This window comes from Streptomyces sp. NPDC001070 (genome assembly GCF_053598835.1).
Window position 1 is genome coordinate 74,196 of record NZ_JBSFLB010000020.1, and the last position, 23,147, is coordinate 97,342.

Sequence of the window (23,147 nt, forward strand, 5' to 3'; positions counted from 1 at the left end):
CCGGCCTCGGTCACCGCGGCGAGGTGGGTGCCGGCGAACTGTTCAAGATCGGCGAGGGCCCGCCCCGGCCTGGGGACCCGCGCTGCTCGCCACCGGGACTCCCGGCCGCGCCCGCTTCGTGCCCTACCTCCGCACCCGCGGCATCCCCAGCCCGATCCAGGAGATGATCTCGCGCTGGATCTCGTTGTTGCCGCCGCCGAAGGTGAAGATGACCGCGCTGCGGTAGCCGCGCTCCAGCTCCCCGTGCAGGACGGCGCCCGCCGATCCCTCCTTCATCGCGCCGGCGGCCGCGGTGATCTCCATGAGCCAGGCGTACGCGTCGCGGCGGGCCTCGGAGCCGTAGACCTTGACGGCGGAGGCGTCGTGCGGGGTGAGGGTGCCGCGCTGGAGGGCGTCGACCATCTGCCAGTTGAGCAGCTTCATCGCGTCGAGGCGGACGTGGGCGCGGGCGAGGCGGCCGCGGACCCAGGCGAGGTCGATGACGCGGCGGCCGTCGGCCAGTTTGGTGTCGGCGGCCCAGCGGCGCACGTCGTGGAAGGCGCGGATCGCCATGGTGCCGTGGGCGGCGAGGGTGACGCGCTCGTGGTTGAGCTGCGTGGTGATCAGCCGCCAGCCGTGGTTCTCCTCGCCGACCCGGCGGTCGGCGGGGACGCGGATGTCCTCGTAGTAGCTCGCGGTGGTGTCGTGGGAGGCGAGGGTGTTGATGATCGTGCAGGAGTACCCGGGGGCGGTGGTCGGTACCAGGAGGATGGAGATGCCCTTGTGGGGCGGGGCGTCGGGATCGGTACGGACGGCGAGCCAGACCCAGTCCGCGGTGTCGCCGTTGGTGGTCCAGATCTTCTGGCCGTTGACCGTGTAGTGGCCGGTGGTCTCGTCGCCGTCCCGTACGGCGCGGGTCCGCAGCGCGGCCAGGTCGGTGCCGGCGTCCGGCTCGGAGTAGCCGATGGCGAAGTCGATCTCGCCGGAGAGGATGCGCGGCAGGAAGTACGCCTTCTGCTCCTCGGTGCCGAACTGCATGATCGTGGGGCCGACGGTGTTGAGCGCCATCAGCGGCAGCGGGACGCCGGCCTGGGCTGCCTCGTCGAAGAAGATGAACTGCTCCATGGGGGTCATGCCGCGGCCGCCGTACTCCTCCGGCCAGCCGACGCCGAGCCAGCCGTCGCCGCCGAGGCGCCGGATGGTGTCGCGGTAGAAGCGCTTGGCTGCGGCCCGGTCGAAGTGGCGGGCGTAGGCGTTGTCGGGCACCAGTCCGGCGAAGTACGACCTGAGTTCGGCGCGCAGCCGCTGCTGCTCCGGTGTGTGGTCCAGGTGCACGGCCCCTCCAGAGGTCCGGTCGCGTCCCTGAGCGACGACGGCGCAAAGATTAGAACGCGTTGCAGAAATCTGGAAGGGCCGTGACCGGCTTCAGCCTTGCGGGTGGAAGCGGACCGGGAGCCCGGGGACGGCCTGCGCGGCGGCGGCCAGGCCGCGCTCGGGGACGACCCCGATGACCGGATAGCCGCCGGTGGTGGGCGAGTCGGCGAGGAAGACGACCGGCCGTCCGTCGGGCGGCACCTGTACCGCGCCCACGACCATGCCCTCGCTGGGCAGTTCCCGGTGGACGGACCGTTCCAGGGCCGGTCCCCTCATCCGCAGCGCGATGCGGTTGCTCCGGTCGGACACCGAGAAGCGGCCCGCCGCGAGGGTGCGTACGGCGGCGGCGGTGAACCAGTCGTCGCGCGGCCCGAGCCGCAGCGGGAGGACGAGCTCCCCGGGCGGTCCGGCGTGCGGCGCAAGGTCGGCGTGGACGGGGAGCGCGGGCCGCGGGCCCAGTGGCAGGACGTCGCCGTCCTTCAGGGGCGCCGGCCCCAGCCCCGACAGCAGGTCGGTGGAGCGGCTGCCGAGCACCGGCGGTACGGCGACACCGCCGCCGATCGCCAGGTAGCTGCGCACGCCCCGCGTGGCGGGCCCGACTTCGAGCACCGCCCCGGCGGCCAGCCGGACGGGGGTGCCCCAGGGGGCGGGGCGGCCGTCCAGCAGGACCGGTGCCGGGGCGCCGGTGACCGCGGCGACGGCCGGGCGGGTGACGCGCACGGTCACCCCGGTCAGCGTGGTCTCCAGGGTCGCGGCGGCGACGGGGTTGCCCACCATGCGGTTGGCCAGCCGGTGGGCCGGCTGGTCCAGGGCCCCGGAACGCGCGACACCGAGGGCGGCGTGGCCGTACCGTCCGAGGTCCTGAACGGTGGTCAGCGCACCGGCCCTGACGACCTCCAGCCTGCCCTCGCTCATGCGCCCGCCCCCGCGCGCTCGGGTACGAAGCGCACCCGGGCGCCGGGCGCGAGCAGCGCGGCCGGCTCGCGTTCCAGGTCCCACAGGCGGACGGACGTGGTGCCGATCAGCTGCCAGCCGCCCGGTGAACAGCGCGGGTAGACGCCGGTGTAGTGGCCGGCGACGGCCACGGAGCCGGCGGGGACGGAGGTGCGCGGCTCCGCCCGGCGCGGCACGGCGTAGCGCTCGCCGAGGCCGGTCATGTAGGCGAAGCCCGGGGCGAACCCGCAGAAGGCGACACGGTGTTCGGATCCGCTGTGCACCCGGGCCACGTCCTCCTCGCCCACGCCCCACCGCTCGGCGACCACCCCCAGGTCGGGGCCGTCGTAGCGGACGGGGATCTCCACCAGCGGACCGGTCCGCGCCGCCCGGGCCGTGACCGTCCATCCGCGCAGCTCCGCGCGGAGCAGGGCGACGTCCGGCACCCCGTAGAGCAGCACGGTCCGCTCCCCGGGGACGATCTCGCGTACCGGGCCGAGGGCGCCGTCCCCGCGGCGGCGCAGGAGTTCGGCGTGCCAGGCCTGCGCCTCCTCGGGGGTCGCCAGATCGACGAGAAGGGAGTCCTCCCCGACCGCGAGCACCCTCACGCGAACGCCTCCAGCCGCACGCCGGCGTCCTCCAGCGCGGCCCGCACCCGCAGCGCCGTGGCCACCGCGCCCGGGGAGTCGCCGTGCAGGCACAGCGACCTGGCCCGTACCGTCACCCGCTCGCCCGTCAGGGCGGTCGTGAGGCCGTCGCGGGCGAGGGCCACCGCCTGCCGGGTGACCTCGTGGGGATCGGCGATGAGCGCGCCCGAGGCGCCCCGCGGGACGAGCGTCCCGGCGGCGGTGTAGGCGCGGTCGGCGAAGGCCTCCCCCACCACGTCGAGCCCGGCCCGCCGGGCCGCGCGCTCCATGGCCGAGCCGGGGAGGCAGAGCACCGGCAGCGACGGATCGGCCAGCCGGGTGCCCGCGGCCACGGCGGCGGCCTGCTCGTCGTCGACGACGACCTTGTTGTAGAGGGCCCCGTGCGGTTTGACGTACGCCACCTGGGCCCCGGCGGCGCGGGCGAAGACCTCGAGCGCGCCGATCTGGTACGTGATCTCGTCGGCCAGTTCACCGGCGGGCACGTCCATCGCCCGGCGCCCGAACCCGGCCAGGTCCCGGTAGGAGACCTGGGCGCCGATCCGCACCCCGCGCTCGGCCGCGGTGTCGCACACCCGGCGCATGATGCCGGGGTCGCCCGCGTGGAAGCCGCAGGCGACGTTGGCGCTCGTCACGACGGAGAGCAGGGCCTCGTCGTCGGTGAGGACCCACCGTCCGTAGCCCTCCCCGAGGTCCGCGTTGAGATCGATCACGAGGTCTGTCATGGGTATGGCTCGAACTCCTTGGAGGATCGTGTCGGGTCGGGCGACGCGAGGTGAGGTGAGGTGAGGTGACCTGCGCGTCGGCGATGGACATGCACCCCGGCGCGTGCGTGTTGGCGACGGGTGGCCGGGAGGCGATCAGCGCGGCCTGCACGGTGACCGCGCAGGGCCGGAAGACCGGTGTGTCGCCCGGTTCGACGGCGAGCGGGTCGCCGATGCCGGGGCCGCCGAGCGCGGCGATGCCCGGGGCCGCCGGGTTCCCCTTGTGCACAGGGGCGCGGTACGCGAACGGCCCCCGCGCGCCGACCCCGTAGGCGCGAAGCCCGTGGCGATGAGGAAGGTGACGAGGCCGTCACGCCCGTGGGCGCGGACGTCCGTGGTCTCGCCGGCCAGGCACCCGTCCGCCCAGACGCGGTAGCGGGGGACGTCGGTCCGCGGATCGGCCCCGGGGGCGAGGGGCGTGGTCCAGGAGCCGGGCTCCGTCACGTCGAGGACCGGGCAGGGCACCGGGTTGCACCGGCGGAACAGCGTCACTTCCCCGGCCCGGCCGGCCGGGACCGTGATGACGTCGACCTGGGTGTACGCCGGGCACCAGCCGGCGGTGGGCCGGGACGCGCCGTCCCGGAAGCGCGTCCCGGCCTGGACAGGCGTCAGAAGGGCTGCGTCCACATCGGTCACCGTAGAGTCTCGTTGAACAATCCGACAAGATCTGTGTTGTCTCGTTCCCTGCCATTCGATTGACTGGCCCGGAGTCCCGGGCCCGGAGTGCCGGGTGGAGCGAAAGAGGTGGGGCCATGGCAGCCGGTGTGGATCCGGCCGTTCTCGCGGGCGACCGCGCGCTGCTCGGACGCTCCAGCACCGCCGACCGCGTCGCCGACATCCTCCGCACCCGGATCTCCGAGGGCCATCTGTCGCCGGGCAGCAAGCTCTCCGAGGACCTCGTCGCCGGGGCGCTGGGGGTGTCCCGCAACACCCTCCGCGAGGCGTTCCGCCTGCTGACGCACGAGAAGCTGCTGGTGCACGAACTCAACCGCGGGGTCTTCGTCCGGGTGCTGGCCGTTGAGGACGTCGTCGACGTCTACCGGGTGCGGCGCCTGATCGAGTGCTCCGTCGTCCGGCACCTCGGGGCACCGCCGTACGACCTGACCGGGGCGGAGGACGCCGTCGCCGAGGGCGAGCGGGCCGCCGCCGGGGCGGAGTGGCACGAGCTCGGCACGGCCGACATCCACTTCCACCAGGCGGTGGTCGACCTCGCGGGCAGTGCCCGGCTGACGGGGCTCATGACGGGTGTCCTGGCCGAACTGCGCCTGGTCTTCCACGCGATGGACAATCCGCGGGAGTTCCACGAGCCGTACCTGAGCGGGAACCGGGAGATCCTCTCCGCCCTGAAGACGGCCGATCTGGTGAAGGCGGAGCTGCTGCTGGCGTCCTACCTCGGCGACGCCGAGAAGCAGCTCGTCCGGCGGTATTCCGAGATCGTCGCGGTCGTCGCGCACCAGCGGTAGGGATCGTTCAACGATCCTTCACGGGGATGGGAGTCGCCTTCCACGAAAGACCGTGGTGCCGACCGGTCACCGAACCCCCTCCGGCGGTCCGCGCCGGCATGCGGCGCACCGATCCGGACGGGCCCGGCAACCCGTGCACGGCGCACGCGAGACTCGTGCGTCACCGGGACTGCCCACAGCGCGGCGGATCCGTAGGCTGATGTCACAGCGCAGCACCGCCAGACCCAGCCTTTGGACGGAGCCGTTCGATGAAGATGCTGATCAATGTCCCGGAGACCGTGGTGGCCGACGCGCTGCGGGGGCTAGCGGCCGCGCATCCGGAGCTGACCGTGGACGTGGAGAACCGGGTGATCGTGCGCCGGGACGCTCCGGTCGCCGGGAAGGTCGGGCTGGTCTCCGGCGGAGGGTCGGGCCACGAGCCGCTGCACGGAGGGTTCGTCGGACGCGGGATGCTCGACGGGGCGTGCCCGGGCGAGGTGTTCACCTCCCCCGTCCCGGACCAGATGGTGCGGGCCGCCGCGGCGGTGGACAGCGGGTCCGGGGTGCTGTTCATCGTGAAGAACTACACAGGCGACGTGCTGAACTTCGACATGGCCGCCGAGCTGGCCCAGGACGAGGGGATCATGGTCGCCAAGGTCCTGGTCAACGACGACGTCGCCGTGACCGACAGCCTCTACACGGCGGGACGGCGCGGCACCGGCGCCACGCTCTTCGTGGAGAAGATCGCGGGCGCGCTGGCGGAGGAAGGGGCGCCGCTGGAGCGGGTGGAGGCGGTCGCGAGGCGGGTCAACGAGCTCTCGCGCAGCTTCGGGGTGGCGCTGACCGCGGTCAGCACGCCGGCGAAGGGCGCCCCGACGTTCGACCTGCCGGCCGGGGAACTGGAACTGGGCATCGGCATCCACGGCGAGCCGGGCCGCGAGCGGCGGGCGATGATGACCTCGGGCGAGATCGCTGAGGTCGCCGTCGACGCGGTCCTGGACGACTTCCGCCCGGTCGGGCCGGTGCTGCTGCTGGTGAACGGCATGGGCGCGACGCCGCTGCTGGAGCTGTACGGGTTCAACGCCGAGGTGCACCGCGTGCTCAAGGCGCGGGGCGTGACGGTCGCCCGCACACTGGTCGGCAACTACGTGACGTCGCTGGACATGGCGGGCGCGTCGGTGTCGCTGTGCCAGGCGGACGAGGAGCTGCTGCGGCTGTGGGACGCGCCGGTGAGCACGCCGGGACTGCGCTGGGGCGCCTGAGCGAGCAGAAGGAGCGGGAGAGATGAGCGAGGCATCGTCCACCGGAGCGGGCCAGGCGATCGACACGGCCTTCGTCCGCCGCTGGCTCACCGCCGCGGCCTCGGTGATCGAGCGTGAGGCGGACCGGCTGACGGAGCTGGACTCCCCCATCGGGGACGCCGACCACGGCGCGAACATGCGGCGCGGCTTCATCGCGGCGCGCACCGCGGTGGAGAAGGAGCCGCCGGACACACCGGGCGGCGTGCTGGTGCTGGTCGGACGGCAGCTGATCAGCACGGTCGGCGGGGCCTCCGGCCCGTTGTACGGGACGCTGCTGCGCAAGGCGGGCAAGGCCCTGGGCGAGGCCGAGCGGGTGGCGCCCGAGCAGTTCGCGCAGGCACTGCGCGAGGGTGTCGACGGGGTGGCGCAGCTGGGCGGCGCGGTACAGGGCGACAAGACCATGCTGGACGCGCTGGTTCCGGCCGTGGAGGCGCTGTCGTTCGCACTCGACAAGGGCGCGGGGCTCACCGAGGCGCTGGCGGCAGCCGCGATCGCGGGTGACGAGGGCGCGCTGGCCACGGTGCCGATGCAGGCCCGCAAGGGGCGGGCGAGCTATCTCGGGGAGCGCAGCATCGGGCACCAGGATCCCGGGGCGACGTCCTCGGCGCTCCTGGTGGGTGTGCTCGCCACCGCGGCACAGGGTGGCGGCGCATGACCGTGGGAGTGGTGCTGGTCTCGCACAGCGCCGCGGTCGCGGAGTCGGTCGCCCGTCTGGCGACCGGCCTCAGCGGCGGCGGGGCCGAGGTGCCGGTGGCCGCGGCCGGCGGCACGCCCGACGGCGGGCTCGGCACGGACGCCGAGAAGATCGCCGCCGCCGCGCGTTCCGTGGACCGGGGCGAGGGCGTCGCCGTCCTCGCCGACCTGGGCAGCGCGGTCCTGACGGTGAAGGCGCTGCTGTCCGACGAGGACGAGCTGCCGCCGGGCACCCGGCTGGTCGACGCGCCCTTCGTCGAGGGCGCGGTGGCCGCGGTGGTCACCGCGTCGGCGGGCGCCGACCTGGACGCGGTGGCCGCGGCGGCCCAGGACGCGTACACGTTCCGCAAGACCTGAGCGGCGCCGCGGCCGTCGGCGGGCCTCAGCGCCGGTGGGCGCCGGTCCCGTACCGGCGCTCGAAGCGCTCGACGCGTCCGGCGGTGTCCAGGACGCGGGCGTTGCCGGTGTAGTACGGGTGGCTCGCGGAGGAGATCTCCACGTCGACCACCGGGTAGGTGTTGCCGTCCTCCCAGACCACGGTCTTCTCGCTGGTCATCGTGGAGCGGGTGAGGAAGGCGTGGTCCGCGCTGCGGTCGCGGAAGACGACCGGACGGTAGGCGGGGTGGATCGTGTGCTGCACGGTGTGCTCCAGACGGCGGAAGGGACGGGGGACGGTGGCGTCAGCCGTGGTCAGCGCTCCTCGCGGAACGGCACGTGACGGCCGACGGCCGGGTCGTACTTGCTGAGGACCATGCGGTCCGGGTCGTTGCGCCGGTTCTTGCGGGTCACGTAGCTCGTGCCGGTACCGGCGGTCGACCGGAGCGTGATCACCGGGCGCTGCTCGCTGCGGGCCATGCCGAGGTCCTTTCTGCTTCCAGAATGGTTTTCATTTCCATCGGACGCTCTCCACAACACGAGGGGCCGCGCGTCCATTCCCGCCGTTCCCCGCGCGGTCGGACGAAGATGGGGACAGGCGCGACCGGCATCGGCGACAGGAGGGCTGGCATCCATGGCCCGCGGCCCCCAGCAGCACACGCGGACGCCTCCGCTCGCGCTGTCCCGGGGGGCGCTATGCTTCCTGGCACTGGCCTACCTGCTGATCGTCGGGTGCGTGGCCGTGGACCTGACCACCGGCCCCCGGACCACGCTGGCCCCCGTGCTGGCCGCCCTCCCGGTCCTGGCCGGCGCCCGCTCGCGACGCGCCCGCGGGCCGCTGGCCGCCGGCGTGATCGCGATCGGCCTGGTCTTCGTCCTCGCGGCGACGAACCACGGGGTCCCCGCGCTGATCCATCTGACCTCCGCGATCACCGTGCTCGCCGTGACCTTCACCAGTACCGGTGCCGTCGTCCTGATCACCGGGCGGGAGCGCGAGCTGGCCCAGGTGCGCGGCGTCGCCGAGGCGGCGCAGAGCGCCCTGCTGCGCCCGCCGCCGCCCCGGATCGGGCGGCTGCGCGTGGCGGTGCGCTACGTGGCGGCGGAGGCGGAGGCGCGGATCGGCGGCGACCTGTACGAGGTGGTGGAGACCGAGTACGGGGTGCGGGTCCTGCTGGGCGACGTCCGCGGCAAGGGGCTCACCGCGGTGGAGACCGCCGCCGACGTGCTCGGCGCCTTCCGGGAGGCGGCCCGCACAGAACCGGGCCTGGACGCGGTGGCCGCCCGGCTGGACGGCGTGCTCACCCGGCGCGGCGGCAGCGAGGACTTCGTCACCGCCCTCCTGCTCACCGTGCCGGAGGCCGACGGCGCGGCCGTTCTCGTCAATTGCGGCCATCCCGCGCCGCTGCTGCGGCACGACGACGCGGTGAGCGAGCTGACGCCCGAGGCACCGGCGCCGCCCCTGGGGCTGCTCGGGCTGACCGGCGGCCGGTACCGGCCGCAGACGATCCCGTTCCTCCGCGACGACCTGCTGCTCTTCTTCACCGACGGGGTCGTGGAGGCCCGTGACCGGCACGGCCGCTTCTACCCGCTCACCGAGCGCCTGCCCGGCATGTCCGAGCAGGACCCGGACGCCCTGCTCGACCGGGTGCTCGCCGACCTGCGCTCGTGGACCGGCGGCGGCCTCGGCGACGACGCGGCGCTGCTGGCCCTGCGCCGGACGCGGTGACGGGCACGGGGCCCGGCACGGTGGCGGGCTCACCCTTCCCCGAACTACGCCGGGGCGGGCTCGACGATCGGGCCGGCGATGACCTTCGGTTACATCGCGGCCAACGACATCGCCGACCACTGACCAGCGGCGGTCAGGACCGCTCCATGGAGTCGGCCTCGGCGATCGCCTCTCCGAGCCACTGCGCCCAGAAGGTCTCCAGCTCGATGCCCGCCCGCAGCACCAGATGCCGCAGCCGGTCCTCGTCGGCGCGGCTGCCCGGCGGGAAGTCGCGCCGCTCGATCTCGGTGTACTCCGCCAACTGCCGCTCGTGCAGCTCCAGATGGCGGCGCAGCTCGCCCGCGAGACCCTGGGACCCGACCACCGCCGCCGCGCGCAGCCGCAGCAGCAGCGGGTCGCGGATGGGCTTGGGGTCCTCGGTGGCGGCGACCCAGGCGGTGAGCTCTGCCCGGCCCGCGGGCAGCACCTCGTACTCCTTCTTCTGCCCCCGGGCGGGCCGGCCCGCGGGCAGGGCGCGGATCAGGCCCGCCTCCTCCAGCCGGCCCAGTTCGCGGTAGATCTGCTGGTGCGTCGCGGACCAGAAGTAGCGGATGGAGCGGTCGAAACGGCGTGCCAGCTCCAGCCCCGACGAGGGTTTCTCCAGCAGGGCGGTGAGGATGGCGTGCGGCAGCGACATGCCCGCATCCTACGGACGGGCCGGGCTCACAGAGCCGCGGCCAGTTCGGTCCCCTGACGGATGGCCCGCTTGGCGTCCAGCTCGGCCGCGACGTCGGCGCCGCCGATGAGGTGGACCGAGTGCCCGGCGGCGCGCAGCGCCTCGTACAGCTCGCGGCGGGGCTCCTGGCCGGCGCACAGCACGACGGTGTCGACGGGCACCGTCCGCGGCTCGCCGTCCACGGTGATGTGCAGCCCCTCGTCGTCGATGCGCTCGTAGACGGCGCCCGCGACCATGGTGACGCCGCGGTGCTTGAGCTCGGTGCGGTGGATCCACCCGGTGGTCTTGCCGAGTCCGGCGCCGACCTTGGTGGCCTTGCGCTGCAACAGGTGCACGGTGCGCGGGGACTTCGGCCGCTCCGGGACGCGCAGCCCGCCGGGCGCGCGGTAGTCCGTGTCGACGCCCCACTGGCGGAACCAGGTCTCCGCGTCCTGGCTCGCGCCCTCGCCGCCGTCGGTGAGGAACTCGGCGACGTCGAAACCGATCCCGCCCGCGCCGACGATGGCGACCCGCTCCCCCACCGGGGCGCCGTCGCGCAGGACGTCGAGGTAGCTCAGCACGCTCGGGTGGTCCACGCCGGGGATCTCCGGGGTGCGCGGGGTGACGCCGGTGGCCAGGACGATCTCGTCGAAGCCCCGCTCCACCAGGGACTCCGGCGTGACGTGCGTGCCCAGGCTCAGCTCCACGCCCTCCTCGGCGAGGCGGGTGCGGAAGTAGCGCAGGGTCTCGTCGAACTCCTCCTTGCCGGGCACCTTGCGGGCGATGTTCAGCTGCCCGCCGATGCGGTCGGCGGCGTCGAAGAGGGTGACGGAGTGGCCGCGTTCGGCCGCCGAGACGGCGCAGGCCAGTCCTGCGGGGCCGGCGCCGACGACGGCCACGCGCTTGCGCAGGCGGGTGGGGAGGAGGACGAGTTCGGTCTCGTTGCAGGCCCGCGGGTTGACCAGGCAGGAGGTGAGCTGCCCGCTGAAGGTGTGGTCGAGGCAGGCCTGGTTGCAGCCGATGCAGGTGTTGATGGCGTCCGCGCGGTCCTCTCGGGCCTTGGCGACGAAGTCGGGATCGGCGAGCATCGGCCGGGCCATCGACACCATGTCGGCGAACCCGTCGGCGAGCAACCGCTCCGCCACTTCGGGGGTGTTGATGCGGTTGCTGGTCACCAGCGGCACCGAGACCGCGCCCATCAGCTTCTTCGTCACCCAGGTGTACGCCGCGCGCGGTACGGAGGTCGCGATGGTGGGGATGCGCGCCTCGTGCCAGCCGATGCCGGTGTTGATGATCGTGGCACCGGCCGCCTCGATCTCCTTGGCGAGCTGCACGACCTCTTCGAGGGAGGAGCCGCCGGGCACCAGGTCGAGCATGGAGAGCCGGTAGACGATGATGAAGTCCGGGCCGACCCGCTCTCGGGTGCGGCGGACGATCTCGAGCGGGAAGCGGGTCCGGTTCTCGTAGGAGCCGCCCCAGCGGCCCTCGCGGTGGTTGGTGGCGGCGGCGATGAACTCGTTGACGAGGTAGCCCTCGGAGCCCATGATCTCGACACCGTCGTAGCCGGCCCGCCGGGCCAGTTCGGCGGCGCGCACGAAGTCCTCGACGGTCTGCTCGACCTCGTCGTCGGTGAGGGCGTGCGGGACGTACGGGCTGATCGGCGCCTGCAGCGCGCTCGGGGCCACGAGGTCCGGGTGGTACGCGTACCGGCCGAAGTGCAGGATCTGCATCGCGATGCGGCCGCCCGCGCGGTGCACCGCGTCGGTGACGACGGTGTGCTGCGCCGCCTCGGCCTCGGTGGTCATCCTGGCGCCGCCCGGGTAGGGGCGGCCGCGGTCGTTGGGCGCGATGCCGCCGGTGACGATGAGGCCCACGCCGCCCCGGGCCCGGGCGGCGTAGAAGGCGGCCATCCGCTCGAAGCCGCGCTCGGCCTCCTCCAGCCCGATGTGCATCGAGCCCATGAGCACCCGGTTCGGGAGGGTGGTGAAGCCGAGGTCGAGCGGGCTCAGCAGGTGCGGGTACGGGCTCATCGCGGGGTCTCCTCGGGCGGCGGCGCGCGGTGTCGTCGCGACTTTTGTAGACCACCCGAGAGGGATTGTGCAACCAGTTGCAAAAGTGTTCCGCGCTACTCCGCCGGATGGCGCCCCCGCGGATCGCGGCCGGTGCCCGCCAGCAGCGCCTCGAAGGCGGAGGCCCCGGCGGGCACCGGGACCGGCTCCCCGAAGAAGCCCATCCTGCGGGCGGTGGGACCCATCCCGGCCACCAGCTCCTCCAGGGCCGCCACCACGTCCGCGTCCGGCGTGAAGGACAGCCCGGCGGCGCGGGCCAGGTCCCAGGCGTGCACGGTCAGGTCGAGCAGGGCCATGGCGCCGACGGTGCGGGCGGGCAGGTTCATCGATCCGGCCACGCCCTCGTCGGCGCCCGGCACCGCCCAGGCCTCGACCAACAGCGCGGTCTCCTTCTCGAAGCGCGCGCGCCATCCGTCGCCGTACTCGGCGAGGCGGTCGGGGGTGACCGAGAAGTCGGCCTCCTCACGGGCCGCGAGGGCCTGGAAGCCGACGACCACGTGGAAGAGGTGGTTGAGCAGCTGCCGCACGTCGTACTCCGCGCACGGCGTCGGCGCGGCCAAGGCGTCGTCCGGCAGCGCCCGCACCAGGGGCAGCGCCCGGTCGCGGGCCGTCGCGAGCAGTTCACCGGTCCTTGTCGTCATGGGCCCGACGCTAGGCCGGGGACGGCTCCGGCGGCTTGAAGAAATGCGACAGGGCGCCCCGTAGGATCGCCTCCATGAGGAGTCCGGACACCCCGCGACGCGACACCCGGGGCATCGTCGACGCCCCGGAGCTCTTCGCGCGCGTCCACTTCCGGAGACGGGCGCCCGCACCGGCCCTGCGGCCGTACCTGGAGCACTACTGGCTGATCGACTGGGACCTCACCGAGCCGTACGCGTCCCACGTCGTGCCGCACCCCTCGGTCAACATCGTCTTCCAGCGCCACGGCACCGCACCGGACTTCGGGGAGCTCGCGGGCATCGGGCTGGAGCTGTTCACGCAGAAGCTCGAGGCCGCCGGGCGGGTGTGCGGGATCCAGTTCCGCCCCGGCGGCTTCCGGCCGTTCGCGCCGGCCGTGCCCGTGTCGCACTGGACAGGCCGCCGCGTCCGGCTGGACGAGGCGCTGCCCGGGCACGACGCCGTACCACGCGCCGTGCTGGGCCCGGAGGACGAGGAAGCCCGGGTGGCCGCCCTCGACTCCTTCCTGCTGTCGCTCGCCCCCGCGGCCGACCCGCAGGTGGAGCTCGCGGTGGCCCTGGCCGACCGCATCCGCCACGACCGCACCATCCTGCGCGTCGAGGACTTCGCCCGCGCCGAGGGCATGTCGGCCCGCTCCCTGCAGCGGCTGTTCGCCGCGTACGTCGGCGTCAGCCCCAAGTGGGTCATCCTGCGCTACCGCATCCACGAGGCCCTGGAGCGCGCCGGGTCCGGGACGGCCGTCGCCTGGTCCGCCCTCGCGGCGGAGCTCGGCTACAGCGACCAGGCCCACCTGGTGCGGGACTTCACCGCGACCGTGGGCGTCCCCCCGACGGCGTACGCCCGCTGAACCGGCAAGGTGCCGGCCGGGGGCGACAGGGGGAGCGGTTACCAACTCCTGACCTCCGCGCAGGCGTCGCAGGCACCCACGACGGGGCATACCGACATGGAGTGCGCGGAAGCGGCTCGATCCCCCCACAGGCAGACAGGTGTCGTCGCGTCACGCGGCAGAGGAGGCCTGCCCCATGGCCGATCCCATCACGCCCCGGCTCACCCCGATCCCCATCGACGGAATGACCCCGTGCGGCCGCATCGCGACCGGCGCGGCGGAACCGTGCGGAGCACCCGCTCAGTGGCACATCCAGTGGCTCCCCGGGCACGGCTCGTTCGCGTGCGCGGCGCACATGGCCGAGGCACGGCGGCTGTTCGCCTACATCGACCGCCACCAGGTCGGTCCGGACTGCAACATGCCCGGGGCGCTGTGGTCGTCCGGACGGTGCGCCGTGCCCCGGGGCCAGGCGCGGGCGGCCTGATCCCGGGGCTCTCAGGCCGAGAAGGCGTCGAGGATGCGCGCGGCGGCCAGGGTGGGCGTCAGCGTGCCCTCACGGACCTGCTGTTCGATCCCCGGGGTCAGCCGGCGCACCTCGGGATGGTCGCGGAGCCGGCCCAGCAGCTCGTCGCGGACCATGCTCCAGGCCCACTCCATCTGCTGGTCGCGCCGCTTGGCCGCCAGCCGGCCCGTGGAGTCCAGCAGGGTGCGGTGCTGCTCCAGCCGCTCCCAGAGGGTGTCGAGGCCGGTGCCCTCGCGGGCGCTGCAGGTCAGCACGGGCGGCGTCCAGGCGGCGTCCACCGGGGTCATCATCCGCAGGGCGCCGGACAGTTCCCGGGCGGCGGCGCGGGCGTCGCGCTCGTGCGGGCCGTCGGCCTTGTTGACGGTGATGACGTCGGCGAGCTCCAGCACGCCTTTCTTGATGCCCTGGAGCTGGTCGCCGGTACGGGCCAGCGTGAGCAGCAGGAAGCTGTCGACCATGCCCGCGACCGCGGTCTCGGACTGGCCGACGCCCACGGTCTCCACGAGCACGACGTCGTAGCCCGCGGCCTCCACCACGACCATGGACTCCCGGGTCGCCTTGGCGACGCCGCCGAGCGTCCCGGCCGACGGGGACGGCCGTACGAAGGCGGCACGGTCCACCGACAGCCGCTCCATCCGGGTCTTGTCGCCCAGGATGGAGCCGCCGGTGAGTGTGGACGACGGGTCGACGGCGAGCACGGCGACCCGGTGTCCGAGGCCGGTGAGCAGGGTGCCGAAGGCGTCGATGAAGGTGGACTTGCCCACCCCCGGCACCCCGCTGACGCCGATCCTGCGGGCCTTGCCCGCGTGCGGCAGCAGTTCGGTCAGGAGCCGCTGGGCGAGCTCCCGGTGATCGGCACGCGTGGACTCCACCAAGGTGATGGCGCGTGCGATCCAGGCCCGGGAGCCCTCCAGCACACCTTTGACGTAAGCGTCGAGATCGATGGTCGGCGGCATGGGCTCACAGTTCGTGGCCGAGCGCGGCCGCGAGCCGCGTGACCAGGTCGTACGCCGAGTCGGGGATGACCGTGCCGGGCGGGAAGACCGCGGCCGCGCCCGCCTGGAGCAGTTCCGGGACGTCCTGCGGCGGGATGACGCCGCCCACCACGATCATGATGTCCTCCCGGCCCTCGGCCGCCAGTTCCTCGCGCAGCGCCGGCACCAGCGTGAGGTGGCCGGCCGCGAGCGAGGAGACGCCGACGATGTGCACGTCGGCCTCCACCGCCTGGCGGGCCACCTCGGCGGGGGTCTGGAAGAGCGGTCCGACGTCCACCGTGAAGCCCAGGTCGGCGAAGGCGGTGGCGATGACCTTCTGGCCGCGGTCGTGGCCGTCCTGGCCCATCTTGGCGACGAGGATGCGCGGGCGGCGGCCCTCGGCCTCCTCGAAGCGGTCGACCAGCGCTCGGGTGCGGTCCACGGACGGCGACTCCCCTGCCTCGTTGCGGTACACCCCGGAGATCGTGCGGATCTGCCCGGCGTGCCGGCCGTACACCTTCTCCAGCGCGTCGGAGATCTCGCCGACGGTGGCCTTGGCGCGGGCCGCGTCGACCGCGAGCGCCAGGAGGTTGCCCTCCAGGCCCTGCCCGGCGCCGCGCTCGGCGGCGGCGGTCAGCGCGCCGAGCGCGTCCTGGCAGGCGGCCTCGTCGCGCTCCTCCCGCAGCCGGCGCAGCTTGGCGATCTGCTGGGCGCGCACCGAGGAGTTGTCGACCTTGAGGACCTCGATCTGCTCGTCGCTGTCCACGCGGTACTTGTTGACGCCGATGACCGGCTGACGGCCGGAGTCGATGCGGGCCTGGGTGCGGGCCGCGGCCTCCTCTACGCGCATCTTGGGGATGCCCGCGTCGATCGCCTGGGCCATGCCGCCCGCGGCCTCGACCTCCTGGATGTGCTGCCAGGCCCGCCGCGCCAGGTCGTACGTCAGCTTCTCGACGTAGGCGGAGCCGCCCCACGGGTCGATCACCCGGGTGGTGCCGGACTCCTGCTGCAGCAGCAGCTGGGTGTTGCGGGCGATGCGCGCGGAGAAGTCCGTGGGCAGTGCCAGCGCCTCGTCGAGGGCGTTGGTGTGCAGCGACTGGGTGTGGCCCTGGGTGGCCGCCATCGCCTCCACGCAGGTGCGCGTGACGTTGTTGAAGACGTCCTGCGCGGTCAGCGACCAGCCGGAGGTCTGCGAATGGGTGCGCAGGGAGAGCGACTTGACGCTCTTCGGCTCGAACTGCCTCACCAGCTTCGCCCACAGCAGACGGGCCGCGCGCAGCTTGGCGACCTCCATGAAGAAGTTCATGCCGATCGCCCAGAAGAACGACAGCCGCGGTGCGAAGGCGTCCACGTCCAGGCCCGCGCCGAGACCGGCGCGCAGGTACTCCACGCCGTCGGCGAGGGTGTAGGCCAGCTCCAGGTCGGCCGTGGCCCCGGCCTCCTGGATGTGGTAGCCGGAGATGGAGATGGAGTTGTAGCGCGGCATCTTCTGCGAGGTGTACGCGAAGATGTCGGAGATGATCCGCATCGAGGGCTTCGGCGGATAGATGTAGGTGTTGCGGACCATGAACTCCTTGAGGATGTCGTTCTGAATGGTCCCCGCGAGCTTCTCGGCCGGTACGCCCTGTTCCTCCGCGGCCACGATGTACAGCGCCAGCACGGGCAGCACGGCGCCGTTCATCGTCATCGACACCGTCATCCGGTCCAGTGGGATGCCGTCGAAGAGCTGCCGCATGTCGTAGATCGAGTCGATGGCGACGCCCGCCATGCCGACGTCGCCGGTGACGCGCGGGTGGTCGCTGTCGTAGCCGCGGTGGGTCGGCAGGTCGAAGGCGACCGACAGGCCCTTCTGGCCGGCCGCCAGGTTGCGCCGGTAGAAGGCGTTGGACTCCTCGGCGGTGGAGAAGCCCGCGTACTGGCGGATCGTCCAGGGCTGGTTGACGTACATCGTCGGGTAGGGGCCGCGCAGGTAGGGCGCGATGCCCGGGTAGGTGCCCAGGAAGTCCAGGCCCTCCAGGTCGCGGCCGGTGTAGAGCGGCTTGACGCCGATGCCCTCGGGCGTCTCCCACACCAGGTCCTCGGCGCCGCGGCCGGTGGTCTCCTTGACCGCCGCGCGCCACTGCTCCTCGCCGGCGCCGTCGCCGCCGCCGGTTCCCAGCCCGATCTCCGAGAAGTCCGGGATCCGCATCACGCCACTCCCATCCGGTCGAGAACGGAGGTCAGGGCGGCGACCGCGTCGCCGCCCGCGAAGACGAACCCGTCCACGCCCGCCTCCGTGTACGCCTGCTCGTGCGCGCCGGGGCGTCCGGCCAGGAACACCCGGCTCGCACCCGCGGCCCTGAGCGCCGCGGCGACGGGCCCCGCCTGCTCCTCGTACAGCGCGTCGCTGGAGCACAGGCACGCCACCTGCGCGCCGCTGCGGGCGAAGGCCGCGGCCACGGTCGTGGCGTCGACGGTCACCGGGTCGTGGACGGGCTCGATGCCGCCGGCCTGGAACAGGTTGGCGGCGAAGGTCACCCGGCCGGTGTGCGCGGCGGCGGGGCCGAGCGCTGCGATGAAGACCTTCGGCCGGGACCCGGTCGCCGCGAGGTGGACGTCCGAGCGGGCGCGCAGCGTCTCGTACGCCTCGTCGCGGCGGACCTTCGGCAGGCCGCCGGCGGGGGCGGCCGGAGCCGGGTCGCGCTCGACCGGGGTCTCGGACAGCAGCGGGAACTCGCTCACGCCGGTGATGGGCTCACGGCGCTTGGCGAGTGCCTGGGTGCGGCGCTCCCAGGTGGCGGCCAGGCGCTCGCCGACCAGGCCGGAGGCGAGTGCCGCGGCCTGTCCGCCGGCCCGCTCCAGCTCCTGGAACCAGGCCCAGGCGGCCTCGGCGAGCTCGTCGGTGAGCCGCTCCACGTACCAGGAGCCGCCCGCCGGGTCGACGACCCGGGCCAGATGCGACTCCTCCAGCAGGATCGTGGAGGTGTTGCGGGCGATGCGGCGCGCGAAGGCGTCCGGCAGGCCGAGCGCGTGGTCGAAAGGCAGCACCGTGACGGAGTCGGCACCGCCGACACCGGCGCCGAGCGTCGCGACGGTGGTGCGCAGCATGTTCACCCACGGGTCGCGGCGGGTCATCATCACCGGCGAGGTGACGACGTGCTGGCGCTGCGCCCCCGCCGTCGCGCCCGCGCCGCACACCTCGGCGACGCGGGCCCACAGCCGGCGGGCGGCGCGCAGCTTGGCGATGGTCAGGAACTGGTCGGCCGTGGCGGCGTAGCGGAACTCCAGCTGCCCGCAGGCCGCGTCGACCGGCAGTCCGGCCTCGGTGAGCACCCGCAGGTAGGCCACACCGGTGGCGAGGGAGGCGCCGAGTTCCTGGGCGGCCGAGCCGCCCGCCTCGTGGTACGGCAGGGCGTCCACGGCCAGTGCCCGCAGCCCCGGGTACTCCTCGTACGCACGGCGGGCGAGCCGCGCGGCCGCGGCGGTGTGCGCGGCGAGCGCGTCCGCGTCGCCGGTACGGGCGACGTGGCCGAGCGGGTCGGCGCCGAGGCTGCCGCGGGCGGCCTCGCGGGACACGCCGCGCTCCTCGTAGAGCGCGAGCAGCGCCTGTGCGGCCGGCTCGAAGTCCGCCCCGGCGTCGAGCACGACGGGGGCGAGGTCGAGGTAGACGCCCTTCAGGGCCGCGCCGAGGGCGGACACCGGCAGACCGGCGTCGCCCAGCACGAGCCAGAGGGAGGTGACGCCGTTCTCCAGGTCGGCGAGCACGGCCTCGTTCGCGGCGGCCGGGTCGGGCCGCGAGTGGCGCTGGCGCACGTCCCAGCCGCCGAGGACGCCGCCCGCCGGGGCGCCGCCCCGGGTGAAGGGCGCGAAGCCGGGGAGGCCGACGCGGTCGCCGAAGGCGTCGGGCGCGTCGGGCGCGGTGTACAGCGGGCGCGTGGTGAGCCCGTCTTCGAGGGTGGTGGACAGTGCGTCCTCCGCCGCCTGACCCGAGACGTCCTTGCCCGCCTTGCGCAGGACGCCCTCTACGAGGCGCTGCCACTGCTCATGGGTCGCATCCGGGAATTCGGCGGCCAGAGAAAGCCCGTCATCAGGCAGGACCGTCATGCTCAGAGGTTAGTGCCCGTTAGCAGGTGAGCAGCAGGGGCGACACCTGTGACCTTGCCCATTCCCGCGCGCCCTTGATCGACCCCGTCGGGATGCTCTATTCCAGGGCGCGTTCGGGCGCGGCGGCGGACCGGGCACCGGTCGTCGCCTCGGTGAGATCGGCCACCTGGCGGCGCAGCTCGCGGATCTCCACCAGCAGTTCCTCGGTGACCTCCTGGATGCGCTGGTTCTCCGCCTCGTCCTCCTGGAACCGGGCCAGGAACCAGGCGGCGATGTTGGCGGTGACCACACCGAGCAGGGCGATGCCCGAGAGCATCAGCCCGACGGCGATGAGCCGGCCGACGCCGGTCGTGGGCGCGTGGTCCCCGTACCCGACCGTCGTCATGGTCGTGAAGGACCACCACAATGCGTCGCCGATGGTGCGGATGTTGCCGCGCGGGGAGTGACGCTCGGCCTCCAGCACGGCGATCGACCCGAACGCCAGCAGTCCCAGCACGGCGCCGACGACATACGTCGTCAGCCGCACTTGTGCCGCCATCCGCACCCGCTGGCCGACGAGGAAGAGCGCGGACACCAGCCGCAGCAGGCGCAACGGCTGCAGCAGCGGGAGGACGACCACCGCCAGGCTGAGCGGCTGGCGCTTGATGAACTCCCACCGCCGCTCGCTGAGCCCGAGACGGACCGCGTAGTCGCCGGCGAACAGGGCCCAGACGGTGCGCTCCGTCCAGTGGGCGGTGGTGATGAGCGCCGGATGGGCGGCGGGCACCAGGATCGGCAGGGCGTACGCCGCGCCGAACACCACGGCCAGTGCGAGCAGCGGCGCCCTGGTCTGTTGCTCCCAGCGTTCGAGACGGTTCATGGGCTCAGTGTGCACGCCCGTCTTGCGTGCCCCCAGCGGCGGCCACGCCCTGGTCGCGGCGTCGCCGACCCCGCACCGGGTTGGCGCAGGTTTCCCGAACGGTTCGCACAGCGGCCGCCACTTGTTCGGACAAGTTGGCAACACTGACGGCCGCACACACCCGACGGCCCACGGTTCTTCCGGGAGACAGGCCCCTCATGAACGCCATCGACCGCAGACGGTTCATGCAGCTGGCGGGCGGCACCGCCGCCCTGACCGCGCTGTCCACCAGCATCGCTCGCGCGGCGGAGATCCCTGCGCACAGGAGCACCGGTTCCATCAAGGACGTCGAGCACATCGTCGTCCTGATGCAGGAGAACCGCTCCTTCGACCACTACCTCGGCACCCTGCGCGGTGTCAGGGGCTTCGGGGACCCGCACCCCGTGACGCTGCCGAGCGGCAGGCCGGTCTGGTACCAGTCGGACGGCACGAAGGAGGTGCTCCCCTTCCGCCCGGACGCCGACGACCTCGGCCTGGCGTTCCTGGAGGACCTGCCGCACGGGTGGAAGGACACCCAGGCCGCCTTCAACAAGGGGAAGTACGACCAGTGGATCCCCGCCAAGTCCGCCACGACGATGGCGCACCTGACCCGCGAGGACATCCCGTTCCACTACGCGCTCGCCGACGCCTTCACGGTCTGTGACGCCTACCACTGCTCCTTCATGGGCTCCACCGACCCGAACCGCTACTACATGTGGACGGGCCACACCGGCAACGACGGCAAGGGCGGCGGCCCGGTCCTCGGCAACGACGAGCTGGGCTACTCCTGGACGACCTACCCGGAGCGCCTGGAGAAGGCCGGGGTCTCCTGGAAGATCTACCAGGACGTGGGCGACGGCCTGGACGCCGCCGGGGGCTGGGGCTGGATCGAGGACGCCTACCGGGGCAACTACGGCGACAACTCGCTGCTGTACTTCGACCAGTACCGCGACGCCAAGCCCGGCGACCCGCTGTACGACAAGGCCCGCACCGGCACCGACGCCCGCAAGGGCGAGGACTTCTTCGACATCCTGCGCGCCGACGTCAAGGCCGGGAAGCTGCCGAAGGTCTCCTGGGTCGTGGCCCCCGAGGCCTTCACCGAGCATCCCAACTGGCCCGCCAACTACGGCGCCTGGTACATCTCGCAGGTCCTCGACGCGCTCACTTCCAACCCCGAGGTGTGGAGCAGGACCGCGCTGTTCATCACCTACGACGAGAACGACGGCTTCTTCGACCACGTCGTCCCGCCGTTCCCGGCCGGCTCGTCCGCGCAGGGCAAGTCCACCGTCGACGTCGGCCGCGACGTGTACCCGGGCGACAGCGGGCGCCCTGCGGGCCCGTACGGTCTGGGCCAGCGCGTCCCGATGTTCGTCGTCTCACCGTGGAGCAAGGGCGGCTACGTCTGCTCGCAGACCTTCGACCACACGTCGATCATCCGCTTCATGGAGCGCCGCTTCGGCGTGGCCGAGCCCAACATCTCCCCCTGGCGCCGTGCCGTCTGCGGTGACCTGACCACGGCCTTCGACTTCCGGCACAAGGACACCGAGAGCCCGCGCCTGCCGGACACCCGCGGTTATCTTCCGCCGGACAACGACCGGCACCCCGACTACGTGCCGACCCCTCCCGCCAAGGGCTCGCTGCCCCGCCAGGAGCGCGGCCTGCGCCTCGCCCGGCCGGTCCCGTACGACCTCGCCGCCGACGGCCGGGTCGGCGCCGGGGGTTCGCTGCGCATCGACTTCGCCTCCCACGGCGAGGCCGGCGCGGGCTTCCTGGTCACCTCCGCGACGGACGCCTCCGGCCCGTGGACGTACACCGTGGGGCCGGGGCACTCGCTCTCCGGGACCTGGGACGTCTCCGGGAGCGCGCACGGCGCCTACGACGTCACCGTGCACGGCCCCAACGGCTTCCTGCGCCGGCTCGCCGGCCGCGGCACCGCCGCGGGGCCCGAGGTCAGCGCCCGCCACGACGGCGGGAGCGGCACCGTGCGCCTGGTCCTGACCAACGACGGCGACTCCACCGTCACGCTCACGGTCAAGGACGGCTACGGCGAGCACAAGCCGGCTTCCCACCGGCTGCGCCCGGGCGCCCGTGCGGTGCACGTGGTCGAGACCGGGCGCACCCACGGCTGGTACGACCTGACCGTCACCGCCGACCACGACGGCAGCTTCGTACGCCGCCTGGCCGCGCACGTGGAGAACGGCCGCGCGAGCACCAGCGATCCCGCCATCTCCGCCCGCTGACCCCGCTCGCCCTTCCGGCCGCGGCCCGGTGCCACCGGGTCGCGGCCGGCGCCGTCACATCGGCTCGACGTAGCGGGCGCGCCACTGCGGGCGCGGATCGGCGCCCGGGCTGGTCCAGTACTCGCGCCCGCGGACGATCAGTCCGTCGCGGACCGTCCAGAACGACGCGGCGCGGAAGAGCCCGAGGTCCACATGGGGGACCTCCACCTCGGACACGGCCTCGTCTCCGTCGCCCAGGACCCTGATCACGCGGACCGACCAGCCCTGCGGATACTCGCTGTTGACGGCGAGGAAGTTGGCCCTGCCGACGATGCGCTCGCCGCTCACCGGCCACTCCACCACGGCGTCCTCGGCGATCAGCTCACCGGCGCCCGCCCAGTCCCGCGCCTGGATCCGCTGCCACAGCTCTTCGACGACCTTCGCAGACTCCACACTCACAGCATGCCGGACGGAGCGCCTCCCGGCCCCCGGTACGGCAAGGTCTGCCGGTAGACCACACTGGTCGTCGCGCTCCCGAACTGCGCCAGCTCGTCCATGACTTCCTCCAGGTGCCCCATGGACTCCGCGGCGACCTTCAGCACGTAGCACTCCTCCCCCGTGGTGCGCAGGCACTCCAGGATCTCCGGGCGCTCGCCGAGCAGCCGGTGCAGCGGCTCGTGGCGGCTGCCGGGGTACTTCAGGCGTACGACCGCCAGCACGGGGAAACCGGCCTTGGCGAGATCGACCTCGGCCCGGTAGCCCGTGATGACGCCCAGGGTCTCCAGCCGGCGGACCCGCTCGGTGGTCGCGGAGGCGCTGAGGCTGACCCGGCGGGCCAGTTCGGTGAAGGGGACACGGGCGTCGCGCTGGAGCTCGGTGAGGATCGCCCAGTCGGTCGCGTCGAGATTCTCGGCCACACGGCGAAGATACCGCTGGATCCACGGCCGGACGCCGTGTACGCCGGGAGGAATCC

The 23,147-nt window shown here is 73.3% G+C and carries 23 protein-coding genes and 1 pseudogene; 8 read left to right on the forward strand and 16 right to left on the reverse strand.

All coding sequences use genetic code 11. The features are described 5' to 3' along the window. Positions 1 to 123 precede the first annotated feature (123 nt). The 5 genes and pseudogenes from ACWDAS_RS24155 to ACWDAS_RS24175 all read right to left on the reverse strand — a co-directional run. Complete coding sequence (locus tag ACWDAS_RS24155) at positions 124 to 1,314, reverse strand: acyl-CoA dehydrogenase family protein (protein WP_450394428.1); 1,191 nt, start codon at positions 1,312 to 1,314, stop codon at positions 124 to 126. A 90-nt stretch (positions 1,315 to 1,404) separates the two neighbouring features. Next, on the reverse strand, positions 1,405 to 2,268 hold the full coding sequence (locus ACWDAS_RS24160) for a 5-oxoprolinase subunit C family protein (RefSeq protein ID WP_450394430.1): 864 nt from the start codon (positions 2,266 to 2,268) through the stop codon (positions 1,405 to 1,407). After that, complete coding sequence (locus ACWDAS_RS24165; protein ID WP_450394432.1) at positions 2,265 to 2,894, reverse strand: 5-oxoprolinase subunit B family protein; 630 nt, start codon at positions 2,892 to 2,894, stop codon at positions 2,265 to 2,267. The genes ACWDAS_RS24160 and ACWDAS_RS24165 overlap by 4 nt, the downstream gene beginning before the upstream one ends. Then, positions 2,891 to 3,655, reverse strand: coding sequence for a LamB/YcsF family protein (locus ACWDAS_RS24170; protein ID WP_450394433.1), 765 nt, complete (start codon positions 3,653 to 3,655; stop codon positions 2,891 to 2,893). The genes ACWDAS_RS24165 and ACWDAS_RS24170 overlap by 4 nt, the downstream gene beginning before the upstream one ends. Before the next feature lie 88 nt (positions 3,656 to 3,743). Then, positions 3,744 to 4,351, reverse strand: a pseudogene (locus ACWDAS_RS24175) (D-glutamate cyclase family protein); the annotation flags it as partial. Between the two features lie 95 nt (positions 4,352 to 4,446). On the opposite strand from ACWDAS_RS24175, the gene ACWDAS_RS24180 reads away from it, so the two are divergent. The 4 genes from ACWDAS_RS24180 to dhaM all read left to right on the forward strand — a co-directional run bounded on the left by ACWDAS_RS24180 (position 4,447) and on the right by dhaM (position 7,487). Then, positions 4,447 to 5,157 carry a GntR family transcriptional regulator gene (locus tag ACWDAS_RS24180; protein WP_450394436.1) on the forward strand — a complete coding sequence of 237 codons (711 nt, stop codon included), beginning with the start codon at positions 4,447 to 4,449 and terminating at the stop codon, positions 5,155 to 5,157. A 248-nt stretch (positions 5,158 to 5,405) separates the two neighbouring features. Next, the gene (dhaK, locus tag ACWDAS_RS24185; RefSeq protein WP_450394438.1) at positions 5,406 to 6,398 is read left to right on the forward strand and encodes a dihydroxyacetone kinase subunit DhaK; all 993 of its coding nucleotides are present in this window, start codon (positions 5,406 to 5,408) and stop codon (positions 6,396 to 6,398) included. Positions 6,399 to 6,420: 22 nt separating this feature from the next. Then, positions 6,421 to 7,092, forward strand: a complete 672-nt coding sequence (gene dhaL, locus ACWDAS_RS24190; protein WP_450394440.1) for a dihydroxyacetone kinase subunit DhaL — start codon at positions 6,421 to 6,423, stop codon at positions 7,090 to 7,092. Then, complete coding sequence (gene dhaM, locus ACWDAS_RS24195) at positions 7,089 to 7,487, forward strand: dihydroxyacetone kinase phosphoryl donor subunit DhaM (protein ID WP_361791652.1); 399 nt, start codon at positions 7,089 to 7,091, stop codon at positions 7,485 to 7,487. The genes dhaL and dhaM overlap by 4 nt, the downstream gene beginning before the upstream one ends. Positions 7,488 to 7,512: 25 nt before the next feature. Here dhaM and ACWDAS_RS24200 read toward each other — a convergent pair whose 3' ends face one another. Beyond that, positions 7,513 to 7,770 (reverse strand): type B 50S ribosomal protein L31, encoded by a 258-nt coding sequence (locus ACWDAS_RS24200; RefSeq protein ID WP_450394443.1) that lies wholly within the window; start codon positions 7,768 to 7,770, stop codon positions 7,513 to 7,515. 50 nt (positions 7,771 to 7,820) lie between these two features. Beyond that, a complete protein-coding gene (rpmG, locus tag ACWDAS_RS24205; protein ID WP_450394445.1) occupies positions 7,821 to 7,985 on the reverse strand; it encodes a 50S ribosomal protein L33 in 165 nt (54 codons plus the stop codon). Between the two features lie 154 nt (positions 7,986 to 8,139). Here rpmG and ACWDAS_RS24210 point away from each other — a divergent pair, with 154 nt between their 5' ends. Then, positions 8,140 to 9,231, forward strand: coding sequence for a PP2C family protein-serine/threonine phosphatase (locus ACWDAS_RS24210; protein WP_450394448.1), 1,092 nt, complete (start codon positions 8,140 to 8,142; stop codon positions 9,229 to 9,231). A 133-nt stretch (positions 9,232 to 9,364) separates the two neighbouring features. On the opposite strand, the gene ACWDAS_RS24215 is transcribed toward ACWDAS_RS24210, so the two are convergent. The 3 genes from ACWDAS_RS24215 to ACWDAS_RS24225 all read right to left on the reverse strand — a co-directional run bounded on the left by ACWDAS_RS24215 (position 9,365) and on the right by ACWDAS_RS24225 (position 12,635). Beyond that, positions 9,365 to 9,907: a PadR family transcriptional regulator gene (locus ACWDAS_RS24215; protein WP_450394451.1), complete on the reverse strand. Its 543-nt coding sequence runs from the start codon at positions 9,905 to 9,907 to the stop codon at positions 9,365 to 9,367. Between the two features lie 26 nt (positions 9,908 to 9,933). After that, a complete protein-coding gene (locus tag ACWDAS_RS24220; RefSeq protein ID WP_450394454.1) occupies positions 9,934 to 11,955 on the reverse strand; it encodes an FAD-dependent oxidoreductase in 2,022 nt (673 codons plus the stop codon). A 95-nt stretch (positions 11,956 to 12,050) separates the two neighbouring features. Next, positions 12,051 to 12,635 carry a TIGR03086 family metal-binding protein gene (locus ACWDAS_RS24225; RefSeq protein ID WP_450394456.1) on the reverse strand — a complete coding sequence of 195 codons (585 nt, stop codon included), beginning with the start codon at positions 12,633 to 12,635 and terminating at the stop codon, positions 12,051 to 12,053. Positions 12,636 to 12,709: 74 nt separating this feature from the next. On the opposite strand from ACWDAS_RS24225, the gene ACWDAS_RS24230 reads away from it, so the two are divergent. After that, entirely contained in the window at positions 12,710 to 13,519 is an 810-nt protein-coding gene (locus ACWDAS_RS24230) for an AraC family transcriptional regulator (protein ID WP_450394459.1), read from the forward strand. A 175-nt stretch (positions 13,520 to 13,694) separates the two neighbouring features. Beyond that, entirely contained in the window at positions 13,695 to 13,982 is a 288-nt protein-coding gene (locus ACWDAS_RS24235) for a hypothetical protein (protein WP_450394462.1), read from the forward strand. 11 nt (positions 13,983 to 13,993) lie between these two features. Here ACWDAS_RS24235 and meaB read toward each other — a convergent pair whose 3' ends face one another. The 4 genes from meaB to ACWDAS_RS24255 all read right to left on the reverse strand — a co-directional run bounded on the left by meaB (position 13,994) and on the right by ACWDAS_RS24255 (position 19,937). Continuing rightward, entirely contained in the window at positions 13,994 to 14,977 is a 984-nt protein-coding gene (gene meaB / locus ACWDAS_RS24240) for a methylmalonyl Co-A mutase-associated GTPase MeaB (RefSeq protein ID WP_450394464.1), read from the reverse strand. A gap of 4 nt (positions 14,978 to 14,981) precedes the next feature. Next, positions 14,982 to 17,183: a methylmalonyl-CoA mutase gene (scpA, locus tag ACWDAS_RS24245; RefSeq protein ID WP_450394467.1), complete on the reverse strand. Its 2,202-nt coding sequence runs from the start codon at positions 17,181 to 17,183 to the stop codon at positions 14,982 to 14,984. Continuing rightward, complete coding sequence (gene mutA, locus ACWDAS_RS24250) at positions 17,183 to 19,078, reverse strand: methylmalonyl-CoA mutase small subunit (RefSeq protein WP_450394470.1); 1,896 nt, start codon at positions 19,076 to 19,078, stop codon at positions 17,183 to 17,185. Before mutA ends, scpA begins: the two co-directional genes overlap by 1 nt. A gap of 97 nt (positions 19,079 to 19,175) precedes the next feature. Beyond that, positions 19,176 to 19,937: a potassium channel family protein gene (locus ACWDAS_RS24255; protein WP_450394473.1), complete on the reverse strand. Its 762-nt coding sequence runs from the start codon at positions 19,935 to 19,937 to the stop codon at positions 19,176 to 19,178. 197 nt (positions 19,938 to 20,134) lie between these two features. On the opposite strand from ACWDAS_RS24255, the gene ACWDAS_RS24260 reads away from it, so the two are divergent. Further along, positions 20,135 to 22,195, forward strand: a complete 2,061-nt coding sequence (locus ACWDAS_RS24260; RefSeq protein WP_450394474.1) for a phosphocholine-specific phospholipase C — start codon at positions 20,135 to 20,137, stop codon at positions 22,193 to 22,195. 54 nt (positions 22,196 to 22,249) lie between these two features. On the opposite strand, the gene ACWDAS_RS24265 is transcribed toward ACWDAS_RS24260, so the two are convergent. Together ACWDAS_RS24265 and ACWDAS_RS24270 are read right to left on the reverse strand one after the other, a co-directional pair. Further along, complete coding sequence (locus ACWDAS_RS24265; protein ID WP_450394477.1) at positions 22,250 to 22,627, reverse strand: nuclear transport factor 2 family protein; 378 nt, start codon at positions 22,625 to 22,627, stop codon at positions 22,250 to 22,252. Between the two features lie 2 nt (positions 22,628 to 22,629). Next, positions 22,630 to 23,091, reverse strand: coding sequence for an Lrp/AsnC family transcriptional regulator (locus tag ACWDAS_RS24270; protein WP_450394479.1), 462 nt, complete (start codon positions 23,089 to 23,091; stop codon positions 22,630 to 22,632). Positions 23,092 to 23,147 lie beyond the last annotated feature (56 nt).

Coding starts and splice junctions, on each gene's coding strand:
- ACWDAS_RS24160 (WP_450394430.1), bottom strand. CDS start 2,268: ATGAGCGAGGGCAGGCTGGAGGTCGTCAGGGCCGGTGCGCTGACCACC.
- ACWDAS_RS24170 (WP_450394433.1), bottom strand. CDS start 3,655: ATGACAGACCTCGTGATCGATCTCAACGCGGACCTCGGGGAGGGCTAC.
- ACWDAS_RS24180 (WP_450394436.1), top strand. CDS start 4,447: ATGGCAGCCGGTGTGGATCCGGCCGTTCTCGCGGGCGACCGCGCGCTG.
- dhaK (WP_450394438.1), top strand. CDS start 5,406: ATGAAGATGCTGATCAATGTCCCGGAGACCGTGGTGGCCGACGCGCTG.
- dhaL (WP_450394440.1), top strand. CDS start 6,421: ATGAGCGAGGCATCGTCCACCGGAGCGGGCCAGGCGATCGACACGGCC.
- dhaM (WP_361791652.1), top strand. CDS start 7,089: ATGACCGTGGGAGTGGTGCTGGTCTCGCACAGCGCCGCGGTCGCGGAG.
- rpmG (WP_450394445.1), bottom strand. CDS start 7,985: ATGGCCCGCAGCGAGCAGCGCCCGGTGATCACGCTCCGGTCGACCGCC.
- ACWDAS_RS24210 (WP_450394448.1), top strand. CDS start 8,140: ATGGCCCGCGGCCCCCAGCAGCACACGCGGACGCCTCCGCTCGCGCTG.
- ACWDAS_RS24215 (WP_450394451.1), bottom strand. CDS start 9,907: ATGTCGCTGCCGCACGCCATCCTCACCGCCCTGCTGGAGAAACCCTCG.
- ACWDAS_RS24220 (WP_450394454.1), bottom strand. CDS start 11,955: ATGAGCCCGTACCCGCACCTGCTGAGCCCGCTCGACCTCGGCTTCACC.
- ACWDAS_RS24225 (WP_450394456.1), bottom strand. CDS start 12,635: ATGACGACAAGGACCGGTGAACTGCTCGCGACGGCCCGCGACCGGGCG.
- ACWDAS_RS24230 (WP_450394459.1), top strand. CDS start 12,710: ATGAGGAGTCCGGACACCCCGCGACGCGACACCCGGGGCATCGTCGAC.
- ACWDAS_RS24235 (WP_450394462.1), top strand. CDS start 13,695: ATGGCCGATCCCATCACGCCCCGGCTCACCCCGATCCCCATCGACGGA.
- meaB (WP_450394464.1), bottom strand. CDS start 14,977: ATGCCGCCGACCATCGATCTCGACGCTTACGTCAAAGGTGTGCTGGAG.
- scpA (WP_450394467.1), bottom strand. CDS start 17,183: ATGCGGATCCCGGACTTCTCGGAGATCGGGCTGGGAACCGGCGGCGGC.
- mutA (WP_450394470.1), bottom strand. CDS start 19,078: ATGACGGTCCTGCCTGATGACGGGCTTTCTCTGGCCGCCGAATTCCCG.
- ACWDAS_RS24255 (WP_450394473.1), bottom strand. CDS start 19,937: ATGAACCGTCTCGAACGCTGGGAGCAACAGACCAGGGCGCCGCTGCTC.
- ACWDAS_RS24260 (WP_450394474.1), top strand. CDS start 20,135: ATGAACGCCATCGACCGCAGACGGTTCATGCAGCTGGCGGGCGGCACC.